Source organism: Providencia sp. PROV269, from assembly GCF_028477785.1.
Taxonomy (GTDB): domain Bacteria; phylum Pseudomonadota; class Gammaproteobacteria; order Enterobacterales; family Enterobacteriaceae; genus Providencia; species Providencia rettgeri.
Genome location: NZ_JAMPLV010000015.1, coordinates 71810 through 94626, shown reverse-complemented (window position 1 = coordinate 94626; position 22817 = coordinate 71810). Strand labels below are relative to the sequence as shown.

Below are 22817 nucleotides of genomic sequence, written 5' to 3'. Positions count from 1 at the left end.
AAACTCTGCTCTTGCTGGCTGAGTTTTGCCTGCAAGTCTTCCTGTTGTTTTTCACTTTGAGCCAACTGTTTTGCTAACGTATTCTGCGTGCTTTGATATGAATTAAGCTGCTCCTGAGCCGCTTTTAATGCATTTTCTAATGCAACTTTTTGTTCTGCTTGTTCAGTTTTTTCTGCCAGGGAAGCTTGAATTTTTTCTGCTAATTGTTCTTTTTCAACCAACTGGGCTTGTAATTGCTGGTTTTGAGACTCGAGTGATTTACTTTTTTCTTGCTGAGCAACTAAAGAAGATTGAACGCCATCTTTTTCACTTTTAGCCGTTGCTAGTTCATTTTCTTTTTGTTTTAACAACTCTTTTTGCTGTAAAAGCTCAGCTGTCACTGATTTTATCTGTTCATCAGTGTTACCAACGAGTTGTAGTTGATTTTTAGCCTCTGACTCTAATTTTGCAATATCAGCTGTCAGTTGCTCAATTTTCAAATTCGCTGAGGCAAATTGCTGTTCTTTTTCTGCTAATTGCTGTTTAAGTTGGGCTTGTTCAACAACACTTTCATTTAATTGCTTTTCAAGCTGAGCAATGGTTTCTTGAGTTTGTTGATTTTCTTGGCTCAATTGCTCAAGGCTATTTTGCTTTTGCTCAATTGTTTTTTGTGCATCCGCCAATTTAGCCTTTAATGTGTCAACTAAAGACTGGTCATCTGATGAATCTACAATCGTCTGTAATTGAGCTATTTGCTCTTTATTCTTCAGAACCTCATCATTTAATTTATCAATCTCAAATTGCTTTTCGGTAATTGTATGCGTTAATTGCGCAATACTCTTATTATGATTAATGAGTTCAGAAACAAGTTGTTCATCATTGAGTAAATGATTATAGGCAATAAGTTGGCCTACTCCTTGAGCAATACCAAACTTATATAAATGAGTTAATTGCTGACGTTCAATTAATTGCGCTAACTGCTCAAGATAAGCAGAGGCATTAATACCAGTTGGCTTAGCAAATTTAGACGCATATAAGCCGAGAGGGTCAAGAACTAATTGATACTTTGCGAAATCTTTTGCTAGATAAGCAGGATCCCATTGATTGCTTTGAAAAAAATAAGGGTAAGACGACAATAAAATAGGGGCTACGCCATTTTCTGTCGTCACCGCACACACCTCAGGAAACGTCGTTTTTTCTGGCTCAGTAGGATCTGCTTTCACTACATCTGTTTTCTTTGTTGATGTAGCCGCAGATTTATTCTTCCCTGTTGCTTTACTTTTAGTTCCTTTATTAGCTTTAGCTGCCGCAGATTTTTGTTTCTCTTTTGGCGCAGGAACAGTAGATAGCGAAGAAAAGATATCATAACCTTGGTTTTGTGTATTAACTGGCAATTGCTGCTTTTGTTCTTGCACTTTGCCTTCTTTTTCCATTTGAAGGTAAGTATCAAAATCATCAATTATATTGTTAAAGCGCTCTGCTTTTGGAGCATGACTAAAAAAAGTCGTAACAAGTGCCAGTGACACACAAAGCCTAAGGTTTATTCTCATAATCCACTAATTTTCTTCAATGTTGATTCGGTAGACAATACTGAGTTATAACGAACTTTTGCGCACAACACTTTAGTTTTGGATTCGATCGCCATTTGTAATAATTCAATTGTGTCTGGGCTAGCAGTACTTTCAACTTGTCGATATAGACGGTTGATTTCGCTAACTTCTTTAAATGAACCTACTAAGCGATTGTAATCTTTAGGTGAGAGTGTTTTGAGCGCGTTTAATTCTTTAACACACGTATTTAAATGGGCAAATGATTGCTGATCAGCACCATTTTCACCATAGCTTGTTGATGCTATTGGTGTACGACTAATGGCACTATTTAAAACTTTTTGAGATTCAGGGTATGTGTTATCAGTCTGGCCTGAATTCGTATCCGCAGTTGGTTGTGTTACTGGCTGAGCGGTACTTGCATTGACTGTCTGTTTACTTGGGGTATTCGGTGTTGCTGTATTGTATGTGTCTGAGCCAAATGTACAACCTGAAAGAAGAGCTGTACCTGCTATAAGCAAAGATGCAACATGAAATTTATTTTTTAAAAACATATGGTTACCTTACCAGCACTTTTCTTCGCTATTATAATGATGTCCAAAAAACCTAGTGTAAGCTAAAAATTAGCTATTTTCTATAAGTCCGAACGTAGAAATAGAGTCATCTCATAAATTTATGATTAACTTAACTTTAGTTTTAAAATTATTTTATTGCTATATTTTCATTAATTTTATGAGCTAATTCTCACTAGTCGTCCAATAAAGGAGTAAATTAACACCTTTTTCGGAATTTTTTATTATTTTATGTCAGATAACGATTAGGTTACTTGGTAAACCTTACTAGCAATTCAATACCTTTCAAGTAAACTCTTATTTTAGTTCTGTCATCTGAAACAATTGTTAACAAATAAAATGCTAGCTAACAAAAAATCTTATTTCATTTATCAAGCTGCTGACACATTTAAGCCTATGACATGAAAATAATCGCCATCACACCAAATATGGGTAACCTGCTTAATTCAATTCTACAGGTTAACAGTAATTAAAAATTATAAATAGAATCAATTTTTTATCAAAAAACGTATTTATAGACATTCAACTACGTAATAAAGCATAGCAGTTATCTGTCAGAATTACTTATATTAAATTGATACGATTCGTAACTCAAATTTATTTTTAATTAAAACATAGTGATTACATAGTCATAATCACTAAAAAAAAACTTTTCAGTGATTTCATTTTACGTTACTCATTTAACGTCTAGTAAATGGTGTTTTATTTTTTAACTAAAATGACCACTTGAATAAAACATGTGAAGAGTAATATTGATAGCTTATAAATATATGCCCGGAATTAACCGGGCATAATGCATTTAAGCTTTGCTAGGACGTAAAGCAGGGAATAAAATAACATCACGAATAGTATGGCTATTAGTGAATAACATCACCATACGGTCAATACCAATACCTAAACCGGCCGTTGGCGGTAAACCATGTTCTAATGCAGTAACATAGTCTTCATCATAGAACATTGCCTCATCATCACCTTCGTCTTTTTGACGAACTTGCTCAGCAAAACGCTCAGCTTGGTCTTCTGCATCATTTAATTCCGAGAAGCCGTTACCAATTTCACGGCCACCAATGAAGAATTCAAAACGGTCAGTAATGAATGGGTTGTCATCGTTACGGCGTGCTAATGGTGAAACTTCAGCTGGATACTCAGTAATAAATGTTGGCTGAATCAAGTGGCTTTCTGCAACTTCTTCAAAAATTTCACACTGAATACGGCCTAAGCCCCAGCTCTTTTCAATCTTAATACCGATAGACTGAGCAATCGCCACCGCTTTATCCATATCATCCAAATCAGCAACATTGGTTTCTGGGCGATATTTGCAAATCGCTTCTTTCATGGTGAGTTTGGCAAAAGGTTTACCAAAATCAAACTCTTGCTCGCCATACTGAACTACGGTATTACCTAATACTTTTTGTGTCAGTGTACGGAATAAATCTTCTGTCAACGCGATTAAGTCACGGTAATCCGCATAAGCCATATAGAGTTCCATCATAGTGAACTCTGGGTTATGACGTGGAGATAGCCCTTCATTACGGAAGTTACGGTTAATTTCAAATACTCGTTCAAAACCACCCACAACTAAGCGCTTGAGGTATAATTCAGGCGCAATACGCAAATACATATCGATATCTAATGCATTATGGTGAGTCACAAATGGACGTGCAGAAGCACCACCTGGAATGACTTGCATCATCGGTGTTTCCACTTCCATAAAACCGTAGCTAACCATAAAGTTACGTACTTCAGCGAGGATCTTCGAGCGAACAATAAAAGTATGACGAGATTCATCATTCGCAATTAAATCAAGGTAACGCTGACGGTAACGTGTTTCTTGGTCTGATAGACCGTGGAATTTGTCAGGTAATGGACGCAATGCTTTGGTTAATAAACGAACTTCATGACAATGAACAGTTAACTCGCCAGTTTTGGTTTTAAACAAACGGCCTTTAGCACCTAAGATATCGCCTAAGTCCCATTTTTTAAACTGTTCGTTATAGATGCCTTCTGCCAAGTCATCACGCGATACATAAATTTGAATGCGTCCGCCAACGTCCTGTAACGTGGCAAATGACGCTTTACCCATGATACGACGCGTCATCATACGGCCAGCAATCGATACTTCGATATTTAAGTCTTCAAGCTCTTCGGATGTTTTATCATCATATTGAGCATGAATTTTGTCGGAAATATCTTCACGACGAAAATCATTTGGAAATGGAATACCCTTTTCACGCAGTGCCGCTAATTTTTCTTTACGGGCTTTAAGTTCGTTATTCAAATCAGGTGCTTGTTCAACACCTTGTTGTTCCTGAGACATTTTTCCCTCACAGGCCAGCTTTTAAACTAGCTTCAATGAATTTATCCAAATCACCATCCAGTACGGCTTGCGTGTTACGCGTTTCCACACCAGTACGTAAATCTTTAATTCTTGCATCATCAAGGACATAAGAACGAATCTGGCTTCCCCAGCCAATATCAGACTTGTTCTCTTCCATCGCTTGCTTATCTGCATTTTTCTTTTGCATTTCCAGTTCGTATAGCTTCGCTTTTAACTGGCGCATAGCTTGGTCTTTATTTTTATGCTGCGAACGGTCATTCTGGCATTGCGTCACGATATTGGTTGGAATATGTGTGATACGTACCGCTGATTCCGTTTTGTTTACGTGCTGCCCACCAGCACCAGATGCACGGTACACATCGATACGCAAATCTGCTGGATTGATTTCGATATCAATATCATCATCAACTTCAGGATAAATAAACGCAGAACTAAAAGAAGTATGGCGACGCCCACCCGAGTCAAACGGGCTCTTACGAACCAAACGGTGAACACCCGTTTCCGTTCTTAACCATCCGTAGGCATAGTCACCAATAATTTTGACCGTTGCCGATTTTAGCCCGGCAACATCACCATCAGACTCTTCGATAATTTCGGTTTTAAAGCCCTTTGACTCGGCCCAACGCAAGTACATGCGTAATAACATACTTGCCCAATCTTGAGCCTCAGTACCGCCAGAACCCGCTTGTAAGTCAATGTAGCAGTCTGCGCTATCGTATTCGCCTGAGAACATACGACGAAATTCAAGTTGCTCTAACTTGCCTTGTAATTGCTCTAATTCAGCTTCTGCTTCATTGAATGTGTCTTCATCATCAGCTTCAACCGCTAGCTCTAATAAACCTTCAACATCTTCAAGGCCTTGCATCATCTGGTCAATCGTTTCAACAATTGCCTCAAGCGATGAGCGTTCTTTACCAAGGGCTTGTGCTCTCTCGGGTTCATTCCAGACATCTGGCTGTTCAAGCTCAGCGTTGACTTCTTCTAAGCGTTCTTTCTTGGCATCATAGTCAAAGATACCCCCTCAGAACCACTGTCCGTTCAGACAGGTCCTGAATCTTACTTTTTACTGGGTTTATTTCAAACGTCATTTTTCAATATCTTATGGTTAGTCAAAAATAATTTTTTATTCACAAACCGCTTAGTATAGCGGAATTTATCTCATGTTTATAGCGCCATCAAACGCTATTTACTGGTTATTCTTCTGGTTTATTACCAGCTTAATCCGGCCAAATATGCTCAATCATTAATTGTACGTTTCTTTGGCCACGATATTCGTTTACGTCTAATTTAAAGGCTATTTTAGCTTTTTTGATACTGTTGTCTGGCCATCTACGGACATCAATATTAAACATGATTGCATCTAACATTGGCCCACCATTCACAGGCTCTAGCATCAGTTTCAGATGACGTTCACCAACAAGCCTTTGCTGCAATAATTGAAACTCGCCATCAAAAATAGGTTCTGGAAATGCTTGCCCCCACGGGCCACTTTCTCGAATAAGTTCAGCCGTTTCTAAACAAAACTCATGGCGAGAAAGTTCACCATCACTCCAGATCACCCCAGCTAATTGCTCAGGTTGAACTAATTCACCCATCAATAATTCGAAATGATGTTTAAAGGCGTCAAATTGATCAACATGTAAAGTTAAACCTGCAGCCATTGCATGCCCACCAAATTTTTGCATGATACCGGGTTGTAACGTATTTAATCGTTCTAGTGCATCCCGCATATGAACACCTTGAATAGAGCGGCCAGAACCTTTTAATAAACCATCACCAGCAGGGGCAAATGCGATAACCGGACGATGATATTGTTCTTTGATCCTTGAAGCGAGTATACCGACAACACCTTGATGCCATTCAGGATGATATATGGCTAAGCCATTCGGTAACTGGTTTTCACCGTATTCGAATTGATTAAAAAGCACGAGTGCTTCTTGTTGCATACCCGCTTCAATCTCACGACGAGTTTGATTTAACCCATCTAACTCATTCGCCAGTTCCCTTGCATATGCCATATCGTCTGTCAGTAATAATTCAATACTCACTGACATATCATCTAATCGACCTGCCGCGTTTAATCTAGGACCAAGAGCAAAACCAAAATCATTTGCCACTAACCTAGATAAATCGCGGTTGGAAACCTCAACGAGGGCTTTAATTCCCGCGCAACAACGCCCTGCTCTAACACGATTTAGCCCTTGGTGAACTAAAATACGGTTATTGGTATCAAGAGGCACCACATCGGCAACGGTTCCCAATGCAACCAAATCAAGGTATTCGGCTAAATTAGGCTCTGCAAGCCCTTGTTTCGCAAACCATCCTTGCTGACGTAAATACGCACGTAAGGCTGACATTAAATAAAATGTGACACCTACCCCCGCTAATGATTTAGATGCAAAGCAACATTCATTTAAGTTCGGGTTGATTATCGCATCCGCAGCAGGCAACGTTTCCCCCGGCAGATGGTGGTCGGTAATAATTACATTCATTCCATAATGATTAGCGGCACCAACCCCTTCATGAGATGAAATGCCATTATCAACCGTTATAATGAGATTTGTTCCACGTTTACGGGCTTCTTCAACAACCAATGGCGTTAAACCATAGCCATTTTCAAAACGGTTCGGAACGATATAGTTGATATTTCTATATCCCATTGATTTTAAAGCTCGAATAGCTAATGCCGTACTTGTTGCTCCGTCGGCATCAAAATCACCAACAATAGTAATAGCTTCATGCTCAATTAGTGCGCGATAAAGTAGTGGTAATGCCTTATCAACACCCGATAATGACCGATAATCCAATAAATTAGCCGCTTTACGCTCTAACTGAGTTATGTCCGTGATGCCTCGGTGTTGGTAAATCCGTTGTAAAAGTTCAGGCAAGCCAAGAAGTTGAGCCGCAGAGCTTTGTTGCTGTCTTTGTTGTAAGAGCGTTTCTACATTCACAATAATTAACTATTTTTGGTTGAGTAATTGAACAAGGGCATCCGGTTTCATATAACCAGGTAGCATTTGCCCATCAGGTAGGATGATTGCTGGGGTTCCCGTCACTTTGAATAAATTACCCACACTCATATGCTTACTTAGGTCAATTTTGCAGTCATCAATGATCGCAACGTCCTCACCTTTAAACGCTTGAGTTAATGCCTTTTGTTGTAGGCCATTACACCAGATAGACGCCATTTTTTTCCCTACGTCACTATCTGCGCCTTGGCGTGGATAAGCCAGATAACGCACTGTGACACCTTGGCGGTTTAATTCATCAACAGACTCATGTAATTTCTTACAATAACCACAGCTAATATCGGTAAAAACGGTCACAACATACTTTTCTTGGGGAGCTTTAAAGATAATCATTTCATCTTTTAGCGCCTCTACTTTTTTCAATAACGGCTGGTTACTGATATTAACCGGGTTTTTACCGCTCATATCATAAATTGGCCCTTGCAATAAATACTTGCCGTCATCTGTGATGTATACAACGCCAGTTGATGTTTCAACCACATTCAGCCCAACAATGGGTGAAGGTTTAATCACCTCAACAACCATATTGTATTTTTCCAATGTATCACGGATAACTTTTTCTTCCGTTGCCCCATAGACTGTGGAAGTAAACGACGCAATACATGCGGCAGCCAATAATAACAATTTGCGTTTCATAGATAGTCCTTTAATCATGCATCACCCCCTTGGATGATGCTGCTCATGCAATACTCGTAACCGCTCAGTCGCAACATGAGTATAAATTTGTGTGGTTGATAGATCGCTATGACCTAACAACATTTGTACCACGCGTAAATCGGCCCCATGGTTGAGTAAATGGGTGGCAAAAGCGTGTCTTAGAACATGCGGTGAGAGTAGCTCACTGTCAATATGAGCAAGTACGGCATAATATTTTATTCGGTGCCAAAACGTTTGCCGAGTCATTTTCGTGCCACGTTTACTTGGGAATAGAATATCGCTCGTTTTGCCATTTAATAAATCAGGGCGACCTTCATCAATGTATTTCTCTAGCCAATATATTGCCTCTTCCCCCAAGGGAATCAATCTTTCTTTATCGCCTTTACCGACAACACGAATAACTCCCTGCCGCAAACTTATATCTGAGAACGTTAAACCGATTAATTCAGATACACGCAAACCACAGGCATATAACACTTCTAACATGGCTTTATCACGTAGCTCTAAAGCATCTTCGGTAGCAGGGGCGTTTAATAAATCTTCAACTTGTTTTTCACTTAAATCTTTGGGTAAACGCTGCGGAATTTTGGGTGCAGCAATGACCGCGGAGGGGTCATCCAGGCGAATTTTTTCCCGATACAAATATTGAAATAACCGACGCATCGCACTTAATAAACGTGCTGAACTGGTTGCTTTATATCCACAATCAATGCGTTCAGCAAAAAAAGATTGTAAGTCAATAGATTGAACATTTTCTAAATGCAACTGGTGAGCATCAAGCCATTTATCTAATAATTGAAGATCATTACGATAAGAAGCTAATGTATTTTCAGCAAGATCTTGTTCAAGCCAGATTGTATCAAGAAATTGTTCAATTAATGGATTAAGTTGTTTTGTTTCCACGACAGATCTACTTCCTTTCGATAATACCACACGATTCTATTATGCCTGAATGTGCCGGCTTCTGTTACAATACATCTCTTGTGATGAAAACCATAGCTGGACATAGTAATAATATATATGAAAATAGGTCTTTTTTACGGTTCTAGTACCTGTTATACCGAAATGGTTGCAGAAAAAATACGTGATATTCTCGGCGATGATTTCGTCACACTGCATAACGTTAACGATACACCGCCGGCAGAAATGGAACAGTATGATGTTCTTATTTTGGGAATACCTACGTGGGATTTTGGTGAAATACAAGAAGATTGGCTTGAAATTTGGGAAGCGCTTCCCAATCTTAACCTCGCAAATAAAATCATTGCGATGTATGGTCTTGGTGACCAAATAGATTATGGCGAGTGGTTTCTTGATGCCCTTGGCATGCTCTACCATCAACTAAAACCAACTGGTGCTAAATTCGTTGGCTTCTGGCCGACCGAAGGCTATACCTTTGATAGCCCTAAACCACTCAATGAAACCGGTGATATGTTTGTGGGGCTTGCATTAGATGAAGTTCACCAGTTTGAACAAACCGATGAACGCATCGCACAATGGTGTGTACAGATTTTTCAGGAAATTGAAGCTCTATTATAATACAAACTGATGTTTGCTTGCTCATCGATAATCCAAAGTGAGCGGCATCTAGCGGTATTTAGGCCACCAATTCGGTTGATCTTGGTTGCCTAGATATCAGGGTATTGCAGCAATAACTGGTTTAAATTACGCCAATTTTCCTCCGAAAGTGCGTCTTTAGCTACCCATAAATGGATCTTTTGCGGTTTGCCTTGTAACGCTTCTAATGTCAGCAATATGCCGTAACGAGTAAGCCAAGGTGCTTTCAGTATTCGCCACTCGTTTTTCTTCCACTGAAGCTTATTGCCATTAACCAGTACAGCAACCCCTTTTATTTTACTGATATTTTTCTGACTCTTTGCCCAACTCGCAACGACAACCACTAGTAGCGGCAGCCATATCATTGAGTTACCAGGAGACCATGGAGTCAGAAGCAAAAACATCCCAATGACCCCATGAACACAGGTTGAGAACAATTGAGTTTTCCATGAAATGGAGAGATTAGATTTCCACAGGACCACGATTTTTATTTTTTTCCTGAATCAGTTTAATCATACGAAAAAGTTCGTCATCATCTGGGCGGCCATGATTCATTAACCAGTTGAATAAGTCAGGGTCCGCACATTCTAATAATCGAACAAATACCTGCTTATCTTGGGTTGTCAGGTTATCATATTCATACTCAAAAAACGGCATGATTGAAATATCTAATTCACGCATACCACGGCGGCATGCCCAATGAATTCGTGCTTTATTCTCAATATCCATTCTACTACGGCCTTTTTTGCAGTTAACTGATTAGATTGATTATTTTCCATACTCTAACAGATTATCCGCCAAGAAAACATGTTATAGACTACATAGTTGTAATTTTAGTAGTAAAATACCGTTTTTCTACAAACAGCTGATGAAAAACTATTAGATAATACAGGTTCATCATAATAACTACTTGCAATGTTATCTAGCTATTTTACCATTAGGCACCCTTATCTATCAAAGAACAATAGGTGAAATCATGACTAACCACATTGATAGTACACAGCAATTTCCTCTCGGATCTCAGTCTTTACCACTCGTTTTGATTTCACTGGAAAACTGGGAACTTATTCACCTTCACGGCGCCGACGCAGAAAAATACCTGCAAGGTCAAGTGACCGCGGATATTGCCACACTCACACAATCACACGCATTAACAGCACACTGTGATCCCAAAGGTAAGATGTGGAGTGACCTCCGCTTATTCCATCACTTAGATGGCTATTCCTATCTATTAAGAACTAGCGTTGTCGATTCACAGCTCGCTGAACTGAAAAAATATGCTGTTTTCTCGAAAGTCACTTTTGAAAAGAAACCGGACCTAAAATTAATCGGGGTCGCAGGTAAAGGCGCTAGAGAAGCGCTGGCAACACTCTTTACTACATTACCAGACGACCAAAACCAAGTGGTTACTGACGGCGCTTCTACCATATTGCATTTTGCATTACCCACAGAGCGTTTTCTGGTGATCACAAGCGAAGAAACGGCACAAAAAATGGCTCAAACCTTGAGTGCTATTCAGGTCAATGATGAACAATGGCTAGCCCTTGATATCGAAGCTGGGTTTGCAGTTATCGATCAACAAAACAGTGCTCAACATTTACCTCAAGCAACCAATTTACAAGCCCTACCTCATGGTATTAGCTTTAAAAAAGGCTGTTATACCGGTCAAGAAATGGTTGCCCGTGCAAAATTCCGCGGTGCAAATAAACGTGCGATGTATACCTTAAAAGGCACAGGCACTACCATTCCTGCTATTGGTGAAGGTGTGGAATGGCAGCTTGGTGATAAATGGCGCCGTACAGGAACCGTGCTAGCGGCAATTCGCTTAGGTAGTGGCGAAATCTATGTACAAGTCATTATGAATAACGATATGGAAGCCGATAGCGTTTTCCGCGTTATGGGTGATGAGCAAAGTCATCTAACTATCGCACCATTACCTTATTCATTAGAAGAGAATTAATTGGAGTTTTTATGTCATCTGCATTAGGTAGCAAGCCCGTAGAGGTGGTTAATTTTGGGGCTTTTACCGAAGTCGTCCAATTTTTGATGGAATTAGATAAACTCAAAAGTGTTTATCGTAAAAATAAGTTATTGAACCGTGAACGCCAAGAAAATACAGCAGAACACAGTTGGCAATTTGCGGTTGCAGCCATGAGTTTTGCACCCTATGTACAAGGCGTTAATATCGAACATGCGATAAAACTTGCCCTTGTGCATGACATTGTTGAAATTGACGCAGGTGATGTATTGGTATTTGATAATGCCGCTCGTGATGCTATTCATGAAGAAGAAGTTAAAGCGGCTAAGCGTATTTTTAACTTACTGCCTAGCCCGCAAAATGAAACATTGCTAGCTTTATGGAATGAATATGATGCATTAGAAACCCCGGAATCTGTGTATGCGAATGCCATTGACCGAGCAATGCCAATGCTGATGAACCTGCACAATCAAGGGCAAAGCTGGGTCGAAAACCACATTCGTCTGGAACAAGTTCTCAGTAAATGTGATTATATTCAACAGATCCTACCTGAATTTTATCAACAACTTAAATTACAATTGGAGCTAGCTCAACAAAAAGGCTGGTTGCTGTAATTGTCGCCCAAAGCGGCTGAAAAGCCGCTTCATTTAACGTTTTACACTCATCTAATCTAATATGTATTGCCCATAGTAAGATATACCTTTTACTAATTCATTATTTTAATTTAAATAATAAACCACTTTATATTTTTTAATAATTATTAATCTCGACTTATATAGAAATACCAATATTAATAACTTGCTAATTATTAATATCACTCCTATCTTTATCATTGAACATTTGCCTGTGAGGTTTAAAATGCAAAAATTCAATGAATATTCAAATCCTTACCTTTTACTACTAGATGTCCATTCACCCGCTATAGTTCAATTCAATAAATCAACTCGTCAAACAATCCCAATTATCGAAGAACTCGGTGGAACCCCTGACGGCATTGCTATTGACCCTGCTAATCGATTAATTTATTGGAGCAATATGGGGGATGATTATGAAGCTGACGATGGCTCCATCAATGTGATGAATTTTGATGGCACTGGCAGAAAAATGCTATTAGGCAATGGAAAAATAAGAACGCCAAAACAATTACATCTTGATTTAGTGAATCAACGATTATATTGGTGTGACCGTGAAGGAGGTATGGTTTCATCGTGTAATATCGATGGTTCTAATTTATTCGTCCATGTAGCAAGACCCCGAGATAAACACAATAAAGTAGATATCTTAGACCAATGTGTTGGCATTACTGTTGATGTCGCAAATAATTGGCTCTACTGGACTCAAAAAGGAACCCCTAAAGGTAATTTAGGTCGTATCTTTAGGGTGCCATTAACGCCTAAAACCCAACAATCAGCCAATCAACGAAACGATATTCAATTGCTCCTTCAAGACCTACCCGAACCTATTGATTTATTGCTTGATGAAGAGACCCATATTTTATATTGGACAGATAGAGGCGCTGAGCCCGATGGTAATAGCTTAAATTGTGCCAATATTACTGCTGATGGATTAAGCCATTACAAGGTAATAAGCCGTGGTTTTAAAGAAGCAATTGGGCTGACATATGATAAACCAGCAAAACTGATGTATGTCGCCGACCTTAATGGAGGGGTTTACCAAGTCGTTATGGAAACAGGTGAAGTGGAAAAGCTATACCAAGGTAAAAATTATACGGGGATTTCACAATATTTAGGTTAGAAATATCCATAAATAAAGGCTTGATTTCAGTAAACTATCGAAATCAAGCCTAAAACATATTTAATTCACACTATTTAATGAAAGGTGTGATTTATTCCTACATATAATCTTCAATCGGTACGCACGAACAGTGTAGGTGACGGTCCCCATACACATCATCAAGGCGTTTTACCGCAGGCCAATATTTATTCGCTTTCGTTTGTTCAGTAGGGAATACGGCAAGCTCACGGCTATAACTATGAGGCCACTCCCCTGCTAACTCTGTTTGCACATGAGGCGAATTCACTAATGGGTTATCTTCTAACGTCCATTGGCCTTTCACTACTTGGTCAATTTCATCACGGATAGCTAACATAGCATCAATGAACCGATCAATTTCCGTAATACTTTCAGACTCTGTCGGCTCAATCATTAATGTTCCCGCCACAGGGAAAGACATGGTTGGTGCATGGAAACCATAATCAATCAAACGCTTAGCAATATCCAGTTCACTGATACCCGTGTCTTTTTTAATCGGACGTAAATCGACAATACACTCATGAGCCACATAGCCTTCTTGCCCTGTATATAAAATGTCATAACGACCAGAAAGACGCTTAGCAATATAGTTAGCATTTAAAATGGCAACTTGGCTGGCTTTGCGTAAGCCATAAGAGCCCATCATACGAATATACATCCAGCTAATTGGCAAAATTGATGCACTACCAAATGGGGCGGCTGATACCGCACCTTGGTCAGTTAACATTTCTTGCTCAACCACAGAGTGCCCCGGTACGAACGGTGCTAAGTGCTTTTTCACACCAATAGGCCCCATACCTGGGCCACCACCGCCATGAGGAATACAGAATGTTTTATGTAAATTTAGGTGAGAAACATCCGCACCAATAAAGCCTGGAGTTGTTAACCCAACCTGAGCATTCATATTTGCGCCATCAAGGTATACTTGGCCGCCATATTGGTGAATAATTTCACACACTTCACGAATACTTTCTTCATATACCCCGTGGGTTGATGGGTAAGTTACCATCACACAAGAAAGAGCTTCGCTATGTTGCTGGGCTTTTTCACGTAAATCAGTTAAGTCGATATTACCTTCATCATCACAACGCACTACCACCACTTCCATACCTGCCATATGCGCAGAAGCTGGATTAGTACCGTGAGCAGAAGCTGGGATCAAACAAATATTTCTCTCCCCTTCATTGCGACTTTCATGGTAACGACGAATAGCTAATAAACCTGCATATTCACCTTGAGCCCCTGAGTTAGGTTGCATACAAACCGCATCATAACCGGTCAATTGTACTAACCAATGAGAAAGCTGTTCTATCATTTGATGATAACCTTGCGCCTGCTCAGGTGGACAAAACGGATGTAGCTCGCCAAATTCAGGCCAGGTAATTGGGATCATTTCCGCAGCCGCATTAAGCTTCATGGTACAAGAACCGAGTGGGATCATAGCTTGGTTTAATGCTAAATCTTTGCGCTCTAAGCTATGCATGTAGCGCATCATTTCGGTTTCACTGTGGTAACGATGAAAGTTGGGATGAACTAAAATTTCATCATCACGTCTCATCGTGTTTGGAATTGCTTGTTCTGTCGCGGAAACTGACTGATCTAGTTTTTCAAAATCCAGCTTAGTTTCGACACCGGTGATCACTGCAAACAATTCATTTAAATCTTGACGGGTCGTGATTTCACTAAAAGTCACACCGACTGCACCACGAATGTCAGTGCGTAAATTCACTTTGGCTTTTTCAGCACGCGCTAGCACTGCTGTTTTGTCTGCGACTTCAATGCAAAGTGTATCAAACCAAGTTTTATGGCGTGATACGAAACCTGCATCTGCTAATGCCTTGGCAAAAATAGAGCTAAAGCGATGAATGCGCTCTGCAATTATTTTCAGCCCTTTTGGTCCATGATAAACCGCATACATGGCTGCAATATTGGCTAACAGCACTTGGGATGTACAAATATTCGAGTTCGCTTTTTCACGGCGAATATGCTGCTCACGGGTTTGCATCGCCATACGTAGTGCAGTATTACCTGCCGCATCACGAGACACACCGATAATACGTCCCGGCATTGCCCGTTTAAATTCGTCACGACACGCAAAAAATGCCGCATGAGGTCCACCATAACCCATGGGAACACCAAAACGTTGCGCAGAACCGAAGACAATATCCGCCCCTTGCTTACCCGGTGCGGTCAGTAATACTAGTGCCATCATATCTGCAGCAACACAGCTGACAATTTTACGCTCTTTTAGCTGAGCAAAGAGCGCGCTGTAGTCATGGACATTACCTGTCGAGCCAACCTGCTGAAGTAACACACCAAAAACACCTTCGTGTTCCAATGCTTTCTCTGCGCTATCCACAATCACTTCAAAACCAAAAGTACCCGCACGCGTGCGAACGACATCTAGCGTTTGCGGATGAACATCATCTGCTACAAAAAAGCGTTCTGCATCTTTCAGTTTGCTGATCCGTTTTGCCATTGCCATAGCTTCAGCCGCAGCAGTGGCTTCATCTAATAACGACGCAGAGGCAAGGTCTAAACCAGTAAGGTCGATAGTTACCTGTTGAAAATTCAATAATGATTCTAAACGACCTTGTGACACCTCCGGTTGGTATGGCGTATAAGCGGTATACCAACCCGGGTTTTCTAATAAATTACGCAAAATAACCGGCGGAAGCACTGCAGGCGCATACCCCATACCAATGTAGCTTTTGTAGCGCTTATTGAGTGACGCTATCGCTTTTAATTCAGCTAAGGCTTCTTGCTCAGTTGCTCCCCCACCCACTCTTGGTGGCTCTGCAAGCAAAATGGCTTTAGGGACAATTTTGTCCATCAAAGTATCTAATGACGTTGCACCCACGGTGTCTAACATGGTTTTTAATTGTTGTTCTGATGAACCAATGTGGCGCGAAATGAATTCTGAACGGTTTTCTAATTGACTCAGTGACATCGACATATCTGTGTTCCCATCCTTTGTCTGCTATGCATAAGTTGTAGGGCGATTATTACGGAACTTGCGAGATAACGCTTAAAATCAATGATATTGCTGCTTGTTTCTTGTTTCTTACTAATTATATTTTATCAATCCTCTAAATAGCTCATCTCATGGCTATCACTAAAAAGTGTTTATTCTAAATAGGTTGCGTTGTGGCTAGGCGGCAAACGTAGACAATCTTGGGGGACATACACAAGTATGTGACCCGAGTTGTTGAGTGCATCCACCCATAAAACAAGCGTATTAATAAATCCTATAAATAGTTCATCTTGTGGCTAGGCGGCAAACGAATAAGACCCTAGGAGCATACATCAGTATGTGACTAGGGCGAATGAGCGAAGCCAACGCCGCCACAAGAAGAAATATGACTAGGATTTTATTCTTCGGCTTCGATCATAGAGGTATAACCCGCCGCATCAATTAAATCCGCCAGCTCTGCGGTATCGGATGCTTTAATACGGAAAATCCAGCCTTCTTGGTATGGCTGTTCGTTCACAAGTTCTGGCGCATCATTCAGTTCGCCATTAACCGCCACAATTTCGCCACTCAGAGGAGCGTAAATATCGGATGCCGCTTTAACTGACTCGACGACTGCAACGTCATCACCTGCACTTACTGCAGTACCTACTTCGGGTAAATCAACAAACACCATGTCACCTAACGTTTCTTGCGCATGTTCGGTGATACCAACCGTAAACTCACCATTACCTTCATCGCGCAGCCACTCATGTTCACGGGTGTACATTAATTCTTTAGGTGTATTGCTCATCATTAGCCTCTCAATTTTTAAATTTATTAATTAGATTCGCCCAAATTACACTAAGCATTTTCCTTCACGGACAAAGCCCGGTTTAACGACGTCAACTGGCATCTCTCTTTGTCTGATTTCAACAATTGCTTTGCCTTGAATTCCGTTCGGGACACGCGCTAACGCAATACTAAAGCCAAGGGTTGGCGAGAAAGAGCCACTGGTTATCACCCCTTCTTGTAGTTTCCCAAGTTCATCAGTAAAGCGGACAACTTGCCCCGCACGCAGTATACCTTTTTCACGCATCACAATACCGACAAGTTTTTCAGTACCTTGTTCGCGTAATTTTTCCAATGCTTCACGGCCAATAAATTGGCGATCTTCAGGTTTCCAAGCGATCGTCCAGCCCATATTCGCGGCAAGGGGAGAAATGCTTTCATCCATATCTTGCCCATATAGGTTCATACCGGCTTCAAGGCGTAAGGTATCACGTGCCCCTAAGCCCGCAGGGTGAACTCCAGACTTAAGCAGTTTATGCCAAAATTCAACGACCTGCTCTTTAGGCAGGGCAATTTCATAACCTTTTTCACCAGTATACCCAGTGGTTGCGATGAACAAATCCCCTGCTTGAACACCATAAAATGGTTTCATTCCTTCAATAGCACTGTTTTGTTCCGCACTGAGTAATGAATGAACTTTTTCTGGCGCTTGTGGCCCTTGAACAGCCAATAGTGCTAAATCATCGCGAACACGAATTTCAACAGCATAGCCTTTAGCATGCTGCTCAATCCAAGCGAGGTCTTTATCACGTGTTGCTGAGTTGACGACGAGACGATAAAAGTCATCAGCGAGGTAATACACAATCAGGTCATCAATAACACCACCAGAAGCATTCAGCATACCTGTATATAAGGCTTTACCTTGCTCTGTAAGTTTATTGATATCGTTGGCGAGAAGATAACGCAGAAAATCACGACAGCCTTCGCCGTGTAAATCAACAATAGTCATATGGGAAACATCAAACATCCCTGCTTCGGTTCTGACAAAATTATGTTCATTGATCTGTGAACCATAATGCAACGGCATCATCCAACCATGAAAATCGACCATTTTTGCACCGCAGGCTATATGTTCATCATATAGTGTTGTTTGCTTTACCATGAATACCCTCTTTACATTATTAATATGACAGGGTGATTGCGTGGTGAAAATTACCCATCTGCAACAAAATCACGTGATAATTTTAACCCGACGCAAACGATAACTTTTTAAAAACCTACCACTGTTTGCGGTTCTATTCTATAAAAAAAAATAGGGCTACCATTCCTCTGTATTACTGATTGCGCTCTGATTTTGCCAGCGATTTTTGTTAAATAATTGAGAATGATCACTCAAAACCCTTACATTTAGAGTCTAATGGTGCAAAATATCACCAAAACTAGAATTTGAATGATACCTTGATAAATAAAACCCACCATAGCAATATAAATAAAACTAATGCGAAAAATGAATATAATTAGTTTTTTTCAGTCAGGAAATAAAAGAAGAGGTCTACGACTCATATTAAAACGAGGTCATTAGGATTATTTCTTATACAGAAATCAGTGATGACACTATGTGTATTGAGATAAATAAAGAAAAGGCACAATTGATAATATTGTGCCTTTACTGAAAGGAATTTAGAGAGAGTCTTCAACTTGGAGTTGTTCCAGCCACTTAGGCATATCAAACAGCCCCATCGCATGGTTCAATAATTGAGGTTTAACCCCCGGTAAGCTATCCGCTAATACTAACCCAATATCACGCAGCAACTTCTTCGCAGGGTTATTACCATCGAATAATTCACGGAAGCCTTGCATACCAGCTAACATCAACGCTGCACTGTGCTTACGGCTACGCTCATAGTCACGCAAGTATAAATATTGACCAAAGTCTTTGCCTTCACGGTGCAAACGTTTAATTTCACCAATCAGCATAGCGACATCCATAAAACCAAGGTTAACCCCTTGGCCCGCTAATGGATGGATGGTATGAGCCGCATCCCCTAACAACGCTAAACGTTGCGCCGCAAATTGCCTTGCATAGCGTCCAGTTAATGGAATAGTTAATCGATCACTTTCCACTTGGCAAAGACCAAGACGAATATCAAATGCAACTGCCAATTCTTTATTAAAATCAGTAGGTTCTAAAGACTGGCGCCTTGCTGCTTCGGTGGCTGGCTGAGACCAGACAATCGAGCAAAGATGCGGGTCACTTAATGGTAAAAACGCCAAAATACCTTTACCATCAAAAGCTTGGCGAGCAACACCTTCGTGAGGTTTTTCAGTTCGGACCGTAGCAACTAACGCGGTATGTTCATAATCCCAAAAGGTTAATGGGATATCCGCATGACTACGCAACCACGAGTTTGCCCCGTCAGCCCCCACAATTAACCGTGCTGTTAACATGTTTTCATCATCTAACGTAATAAAAACATCATTTTCTCCCCACACTACTTTTTTAATCGTTGCGGGTGCTAATAATGTCACATCGCGAAGCTGCGACGCCTTTTGCCATAGTGCATCACGTACGACATTATTTTCAACAATATGCCCTAAATGCGTTAAGTTGCGCTCTTGAGCGGTAAAAGTAATACGCCCAAAACTATCGTTATCCCAAACTTCCATGCCATTATATGCAGAAGCTCGCATTCCTTTAATCGTTGACCAAACACCTAAATAGGACAGTAACTTTTCACTTGCCGCATTAATAGCTGATACCCTTAATGCGTGCGGTTCTGCTGCACTAAATGGTACCTTAGGTGGATGATTCTCAATTACTGCAACACGTAGCCCACTCCCCTCAAGCCCACAAGCGAGTGCTAACCCAACCATACCACCACCGGCGATAACCACATCAAATGATTGCATATTCTTTATTCCTCTTTATTTCGTGGTTATTGGTGTGCAACCCAACCCAATGTTTGGCGAGCCAAAACATCACGAGCTGGCGGTAACATTTCCATTGCCATTAAACCTAAGTTACGCCCAACAATAAGCGGTAAACAGCGATTCGCAAATAAACGAACCAAACCGTCGGTTATCGTAACCGTTTTGTCTCTATCTAACGCCCGAGCTTGCTGGTATTGGCTTAGGAGTGAATAACGTCCAATATCTTGCCCCTTCGCGTCTGCATTTACCACCATGTGAGCCAATTGCATCACATCACGGATACCTAAATTAAAACCTTGCCCCGCAATAGGATGCAAAGTCTGAGCGGCATTTCCAACTAACACAACTCGATGACTGACTGGGTTAAGTGCTTTACGCAATACCAGTGGATAGCAATGGCGCTTACCTGCCATGACGATTTCACCTAACCGCCAGCCAAACGCTTGCTGTAATTTATCCATAAATGTCGCATCATCCCAAGCCCTGATGGTGTCTGCTTGCTCTTGTTGATGACACCAAACCAATGAACTACGGCCTTGTGACATCGGCAATAGTGCTAATGGGCCAAATTCAGTAAAACGTTCAAAAGCTTGGCCCTGCGGGTCAATGGCGGTTTTCACATTCGCGATAATAGCCACTTGCCCATAGTCATCCTGTTGCCATTGCATATGGCAGGCTTTACCTATCGCGGAATGGCTACCATCAGCAGCAATCAGTAATTCCCCGGTTACCTTATCGCCATTATCCAAGGTGACCGTAACGATATCTTGTTCACGATGAACATTTTCTACTTTTGCAGGGCAATAAAGGGTAACTCCAGGGGCTTTACGTAACAACGAAAACAGGCGGGCGCCAGCTTCGTGCAATTCAATGACATTGCCTAGAGCGTCGATATGATAATCATCGGCAGCAATGTTTACAAAACCAGCATGGCCTCTATCAGACACATGAACGTGATTAATGGGGGTCACACAATCTGCTAAAGCAGGCCAGACACCTATTTTTGCTAACGATTGGCAAGTACCGTGGGCTAACGCAATCGCACGTGCGTCGAACCCGGGATGTTTACCATCTGGCAAAGCTGCCTCGATTAATGAAACCGATAATTTTCCTTGGCTAAGGGATGATATCGCCAGTGCTAATGTTGCACCCGCCATACCGCCCCCCACGATGATCACATTCATGCGTTGTTTATTACCTTTCTATGATGACTGACATCTACCCTAAATTGTGCGTTGCTGCTGCCATTAGGGCTTCAATTTCATCAGCGTCTTTCACGACTAAGTCTGTTAAGTTTTCATTTCCGTTTTCGGTGATCACAATATCATCTTCGATACGTACACCAATTCCGCGATATTGCGGTGGCACATCGGCATCTGGAGCAATATACAAACCAGGCTCGACAGTTAATACCATTCCAACTTCAAGCACACGATCCCGGTCTGTACCGTAAAAACCTACGTCATGTACATCTAACCCTAACCAATGACTTAAACCATGCATAAAGAATGGCTGATATGCTTTGTTTTCGATCAATTGATCCACATCGCCTTGTAAAATTCCAAGTGCAACGAGGCCTTCAGTTTTGATACGAACAATTTCACGAGTCACCTCATGGATGCTGGTTCCCGGACGATATAGCTCTAACGCGGTATTTAATGCTTTGAGGACGATATCGTAAATTTCTCGTTGTGCTTGGCTAAATTTACCATTAACTGGGAAAGTACGTGTGATATCCCCTGCATAACCTTCAAACTCTGCACCCGCATCAATTAAGACTAATTCGCCATCCTTCATTAGGCTCTCATTTTCGGTGTAATGCAAAATACAGGCATTTTCACCACTGCCCACAATAGAGTTGTACGAAGGAAAACGTGCACCATGGCGAGTAAATTCGTGCTCTAACTCACCACAAAGTTGATATTCATACATATTAGGTCGGCAAGTTTCCATGGCTCTGACGTGTGCTAGAGCAGAAATTCGCCCAGCCATACGCAGGGTGTTAATTTCTTCTTCCGACTTAAATAAGCGCATTTCATGGACAATCGGCCGCCAATCTACCAATGTTTGTGGTGCTCGTAAGTTACGACGGCTGCCTTTACGTAAAATATCTAAGGCATCAAATAGCAATTTATCGGCATAGGCAAACTCACCCTGAGCATGATAAACCACGTCGAGGCCATTTAATAATTGATAAAGCTGCTCTTCTATTTCATTGAAAGGTAACGCTTTATCAATACCTAACTTCTCAGGAGCAGCATCTTGCCCAAGGCGGCGACCAAACCAAATCTCAGCAGTTAAATCACGAACACGGTTAAAAAGAACAGTATGGCTATGTTTTTCATCGCTCTTAATCAGGACTAATACAGCTTCAGGCTCACTAAACCCCGTCAAATAAAGGAAATCACTGTGTTGACGGTACGGGTATTCGCAATCCGCATTACGCTGCGCAGGAGGCGCTGAAAAAATAATTGCTGCACTGCCTGATTGCATTTGAGCCAATAATGCATTGCGACGAGAAATAAATTCCTGTTTATTCATACCGTTTTTGCCTTATTATCAGAATAATTAGATTGCTGAATATATTGCTTGTGTTTAACCAATCACATACAACATACACTGGCGAAATGACTTAAAACTGGATACATCCCGTTTTCAAGCACTTAATTTTATCAGTAATAAATTATTCATCGACAAAGTTAAGTGGCTTTGAA

19 protein-coding genes are annotated in these 22817 nt (G+C 40.9%); 4 read left to right on the top strand and 15 right to left on the bottom strand.

Translation table 11 applies throughout. The features are described from left to right. The 7 genes from PR683_RS16165 to xerD form a co-directional block, all read right to left on the bottom strand. Window positions 1–1505 (bottom strand): hypothetical protein (locus PR683_RS16165; protein WP_272581895.1); only part of this gene is annotated, 1505 nt, incomplete at its 3' end. 20 nt (window positions 1506–1525) lie between these two features. Further along, window positions 1526–2080: a hypothetical protein gene (locus PR683_RS16160; protein WP_109912911.1), complete on the bottom strand. Its 555-nt coding sequence runs from the start codon at window positions 2078–2080 to the stop codon at window positions 1526–1528. An 817-nt stretch (window positions 2081–2897) separates the two neighbouring features. Beyond that, entirely contained in the window at window positions 2898–4415 is a 1518-nt protein-coding gene (gene lysS, locus PR683_RS16155) for a lysine--tRNA ligase (protein WP_115166895.1), read from the bottom strand. 7 nt (window positions 4416–4422) lie between these two features. Beyond that, window positions 4423–5524, bottom strand: a protein-coding gene (prfB, locus tag PR683_RS16150; RefSeq protein WP_109912913.1) for a peptide chain release factor 2 whose coding sequence is annotated in 2 segments (ribosomal slippage) — window positions 4423–5445 and window positions 5447–5524 — 1101 coding nt in all. Because the reading frame shifts where the segments join, the coding sequence is not laid out codon by codon here. A 129-nt stretch (window positions 5525–5653) separates the two neighbouring features. Further along, the gene (gene recJ / locus PR683_RS16145; RefSeq protein ID WP_210782900.1) at window positions 5654–7387 is read right to left on the bottom strand and encodes a single-stranded-DNA-specific exonuclease RecJ; all 1734 of its coding nucleotides are present in this window, start codon (window positions 7385–7387) and stop codon (window positions 5654–5656) included. 9 nt (window positions 7388–7396) lie between these two features. Further along, entirely contained in the window at window positions 7397–8101 is a 705-nt protein-coding gene (dsbC, locus tag PR683_RS16140; RefSeq protein WP_109912946.1) for a bifunctional protein-disulfide isomerase/oxidoreductase DsbC, read from the bottom strand. Window positions 8102–8122: 21 nt separating this feature from the next. After that, window positions 8123–9025, bottom strand: coding sequence for a site-specific tyrosine recombinase XerD (gene xerD / locus PR683_RS16135; protein WP_109912915.1), 903 nt, complete (start codon window positions 9023–9025; stop codon window positions 8123–8125). Between the two features lie 117 nt (window positions 9026–9142). Here xerD and fldB point away from each other — a divergent pair, with 117 nt between their 5' ends. Then, window positions 9143–9661 (top strand): flavodoxin FldB, encoded by a 519-nt coding sequence (fldB, locus tag PR683_RS16130; protein ID WP_004913034.1) that lies wholly within the window; start codon window positions 9143–9145, stop codon window positions 9659–9661. 89 nt (window positions 9662–9750) lie between these two features. Here the strand turns inward: fldB and PR683_RS16125 are convergent, their stop codons facing one another. After that, entirely contained in the window at window positions 9751–10161 is a 411-nt protein-coding gene (locus tag PR683_RS16125) for a protein YgfX (protein WP_042851636.1), read from the bottom strand. After that, window positions 10142–10408 (bottom strand): FAD assembly factor SdhE, encoded by a 267-nt coding sequence (sdhE, locus tag PR683_RS16120; RefSeq protein WP_004913039.1) that lies wholly within the window; start codon window positions 10406–10408, stop codon window positions 10142–10144. The genes PR683_RS16125 and sdhE overlap by 20 nt, the downstream gene beginning before the upstream one ends. A 247-nt stretch (window positions 10409–10655) precedes the next feature. On the opposite strand from sdhE, the gene ygfZ reads away from it, so the two are divergent. From ygfZ to PR683_RS16105, 3 genes are all read left to right on the top strand, one after another. Further along, window positions 10656–11639, top strand: coding sequence for a tRNA-modifying protein YgfZ (gene ygfZ, locus PR683_RS16115; protein ID WP_110732097.1), 984 nt, complete (start codon window positions 10656–10658; stop codon window positions 11637–11639). A gap of 11 nt (window positions 11640–11650) precedes the next feature. Continuing rightward, window positions 11651–12271, top strand: coding sequence for an HD domain-containing protein (locus PR683_RS16110; RefSeq protein WP_109912916.1), 621 nt, complete (start codon window positions 11651–11653; stop codon window positions 12269–12271). A 244-nt stretch (window positions 12272–12515) separates the two neighbouring features. Next, window positions 12516–13412 (top strand): YncE family protein, encoded by an 897-nt coding sequence (locus PR683_RS16105; protein WP_164528562.1) that lies wholly within the window; start codon window positions 12516–12518, stop codon window positions 13410–13412. A gap of 97 nt (window positions 13413–13509) precedes the next feature. On the opposite strand, the gene gcvP is transcribed toward PR683_RS16105, so the two are convergent. From gcvP to pepP, 6 genes are all read right to left on the bottom strand, one after another. Beyond that, on the bottom strand, window positions 13510–16386 hold the full coding sequence (gcvP, locus tag PR683_RS16100; RefSeq protein WP_117162809.1) for an aminomethyl-transferring glycine dehydrogenase: 2877 nt from the start codon (window positions 16384–16386) through the stop codon (window positions 13510–13512). 415 nt (window positions 16387–16801) lie between these two features. After that, window positions 16802–17194, bottom strand: coding sequence for a glycine cleavage system protein GcvH (gcvH, locus tag PR683_RS16095; protein WP_123382449.1), 393 nt, complete (start codon window positions 17192–17194; stop codon window positions 16802–16804). A 45-nt stretch (window positions 17195–17239) separates the two neighbouring features. Next, window positions 17240–18334, bottom strand: a complete 1095-nt coding sequence (gcvT, locus tag PR683_RS16090; RefSeq protein ID WP_164528561.1) for a glycine cleavage system aminomethyltransferase GcvT — start codon at window positions 18332–18334, stop codon at window positions 17240–17242. Window positions 18335–18852: 518 nt separating this feature from the next. Continuing rightward, complete coding sequence (gene ubiI / locus PR683_RS16085) at window positions 18853–20082, bottom strand: FAD-dependent 2-octaprenylphenol hydroxylase (protein WP_117162808.1); 1230 nt, start codon at window positions 20080–20082, stop codon at window positions 18853–18855. 26 nt (window positions 20083–20108) lie between these two features. Then, window positions 20109–21287, bottom strand: coding sequence for a 2-octaprenyl-6-methoxyphenyl hydroxylase (gene ubiH / locus PR683_RS16080; protein ID WP_109912922.1), 1179 nt, complete (start codon window positions 21285–21287; stop codon window positions 20109–20111). Window positions 21288–21321: 34 nt separating this feature from the next. Continuing rightward, the gene (pepP, locus tag PR683_RS16075; RefSeq protein ID WP_196719848.1) at window positions 21322–22644 is read right to left on the bottom strand and encodes a Xaa-Pro aminopeptidase; all 1323 of its coding nucleotides are present in this window, start codon (window positions 22642–22644) and stop codon (window positions 21322–21324) included. Window positions 22645–22817 lie beyond the last annotated feature (173 nt).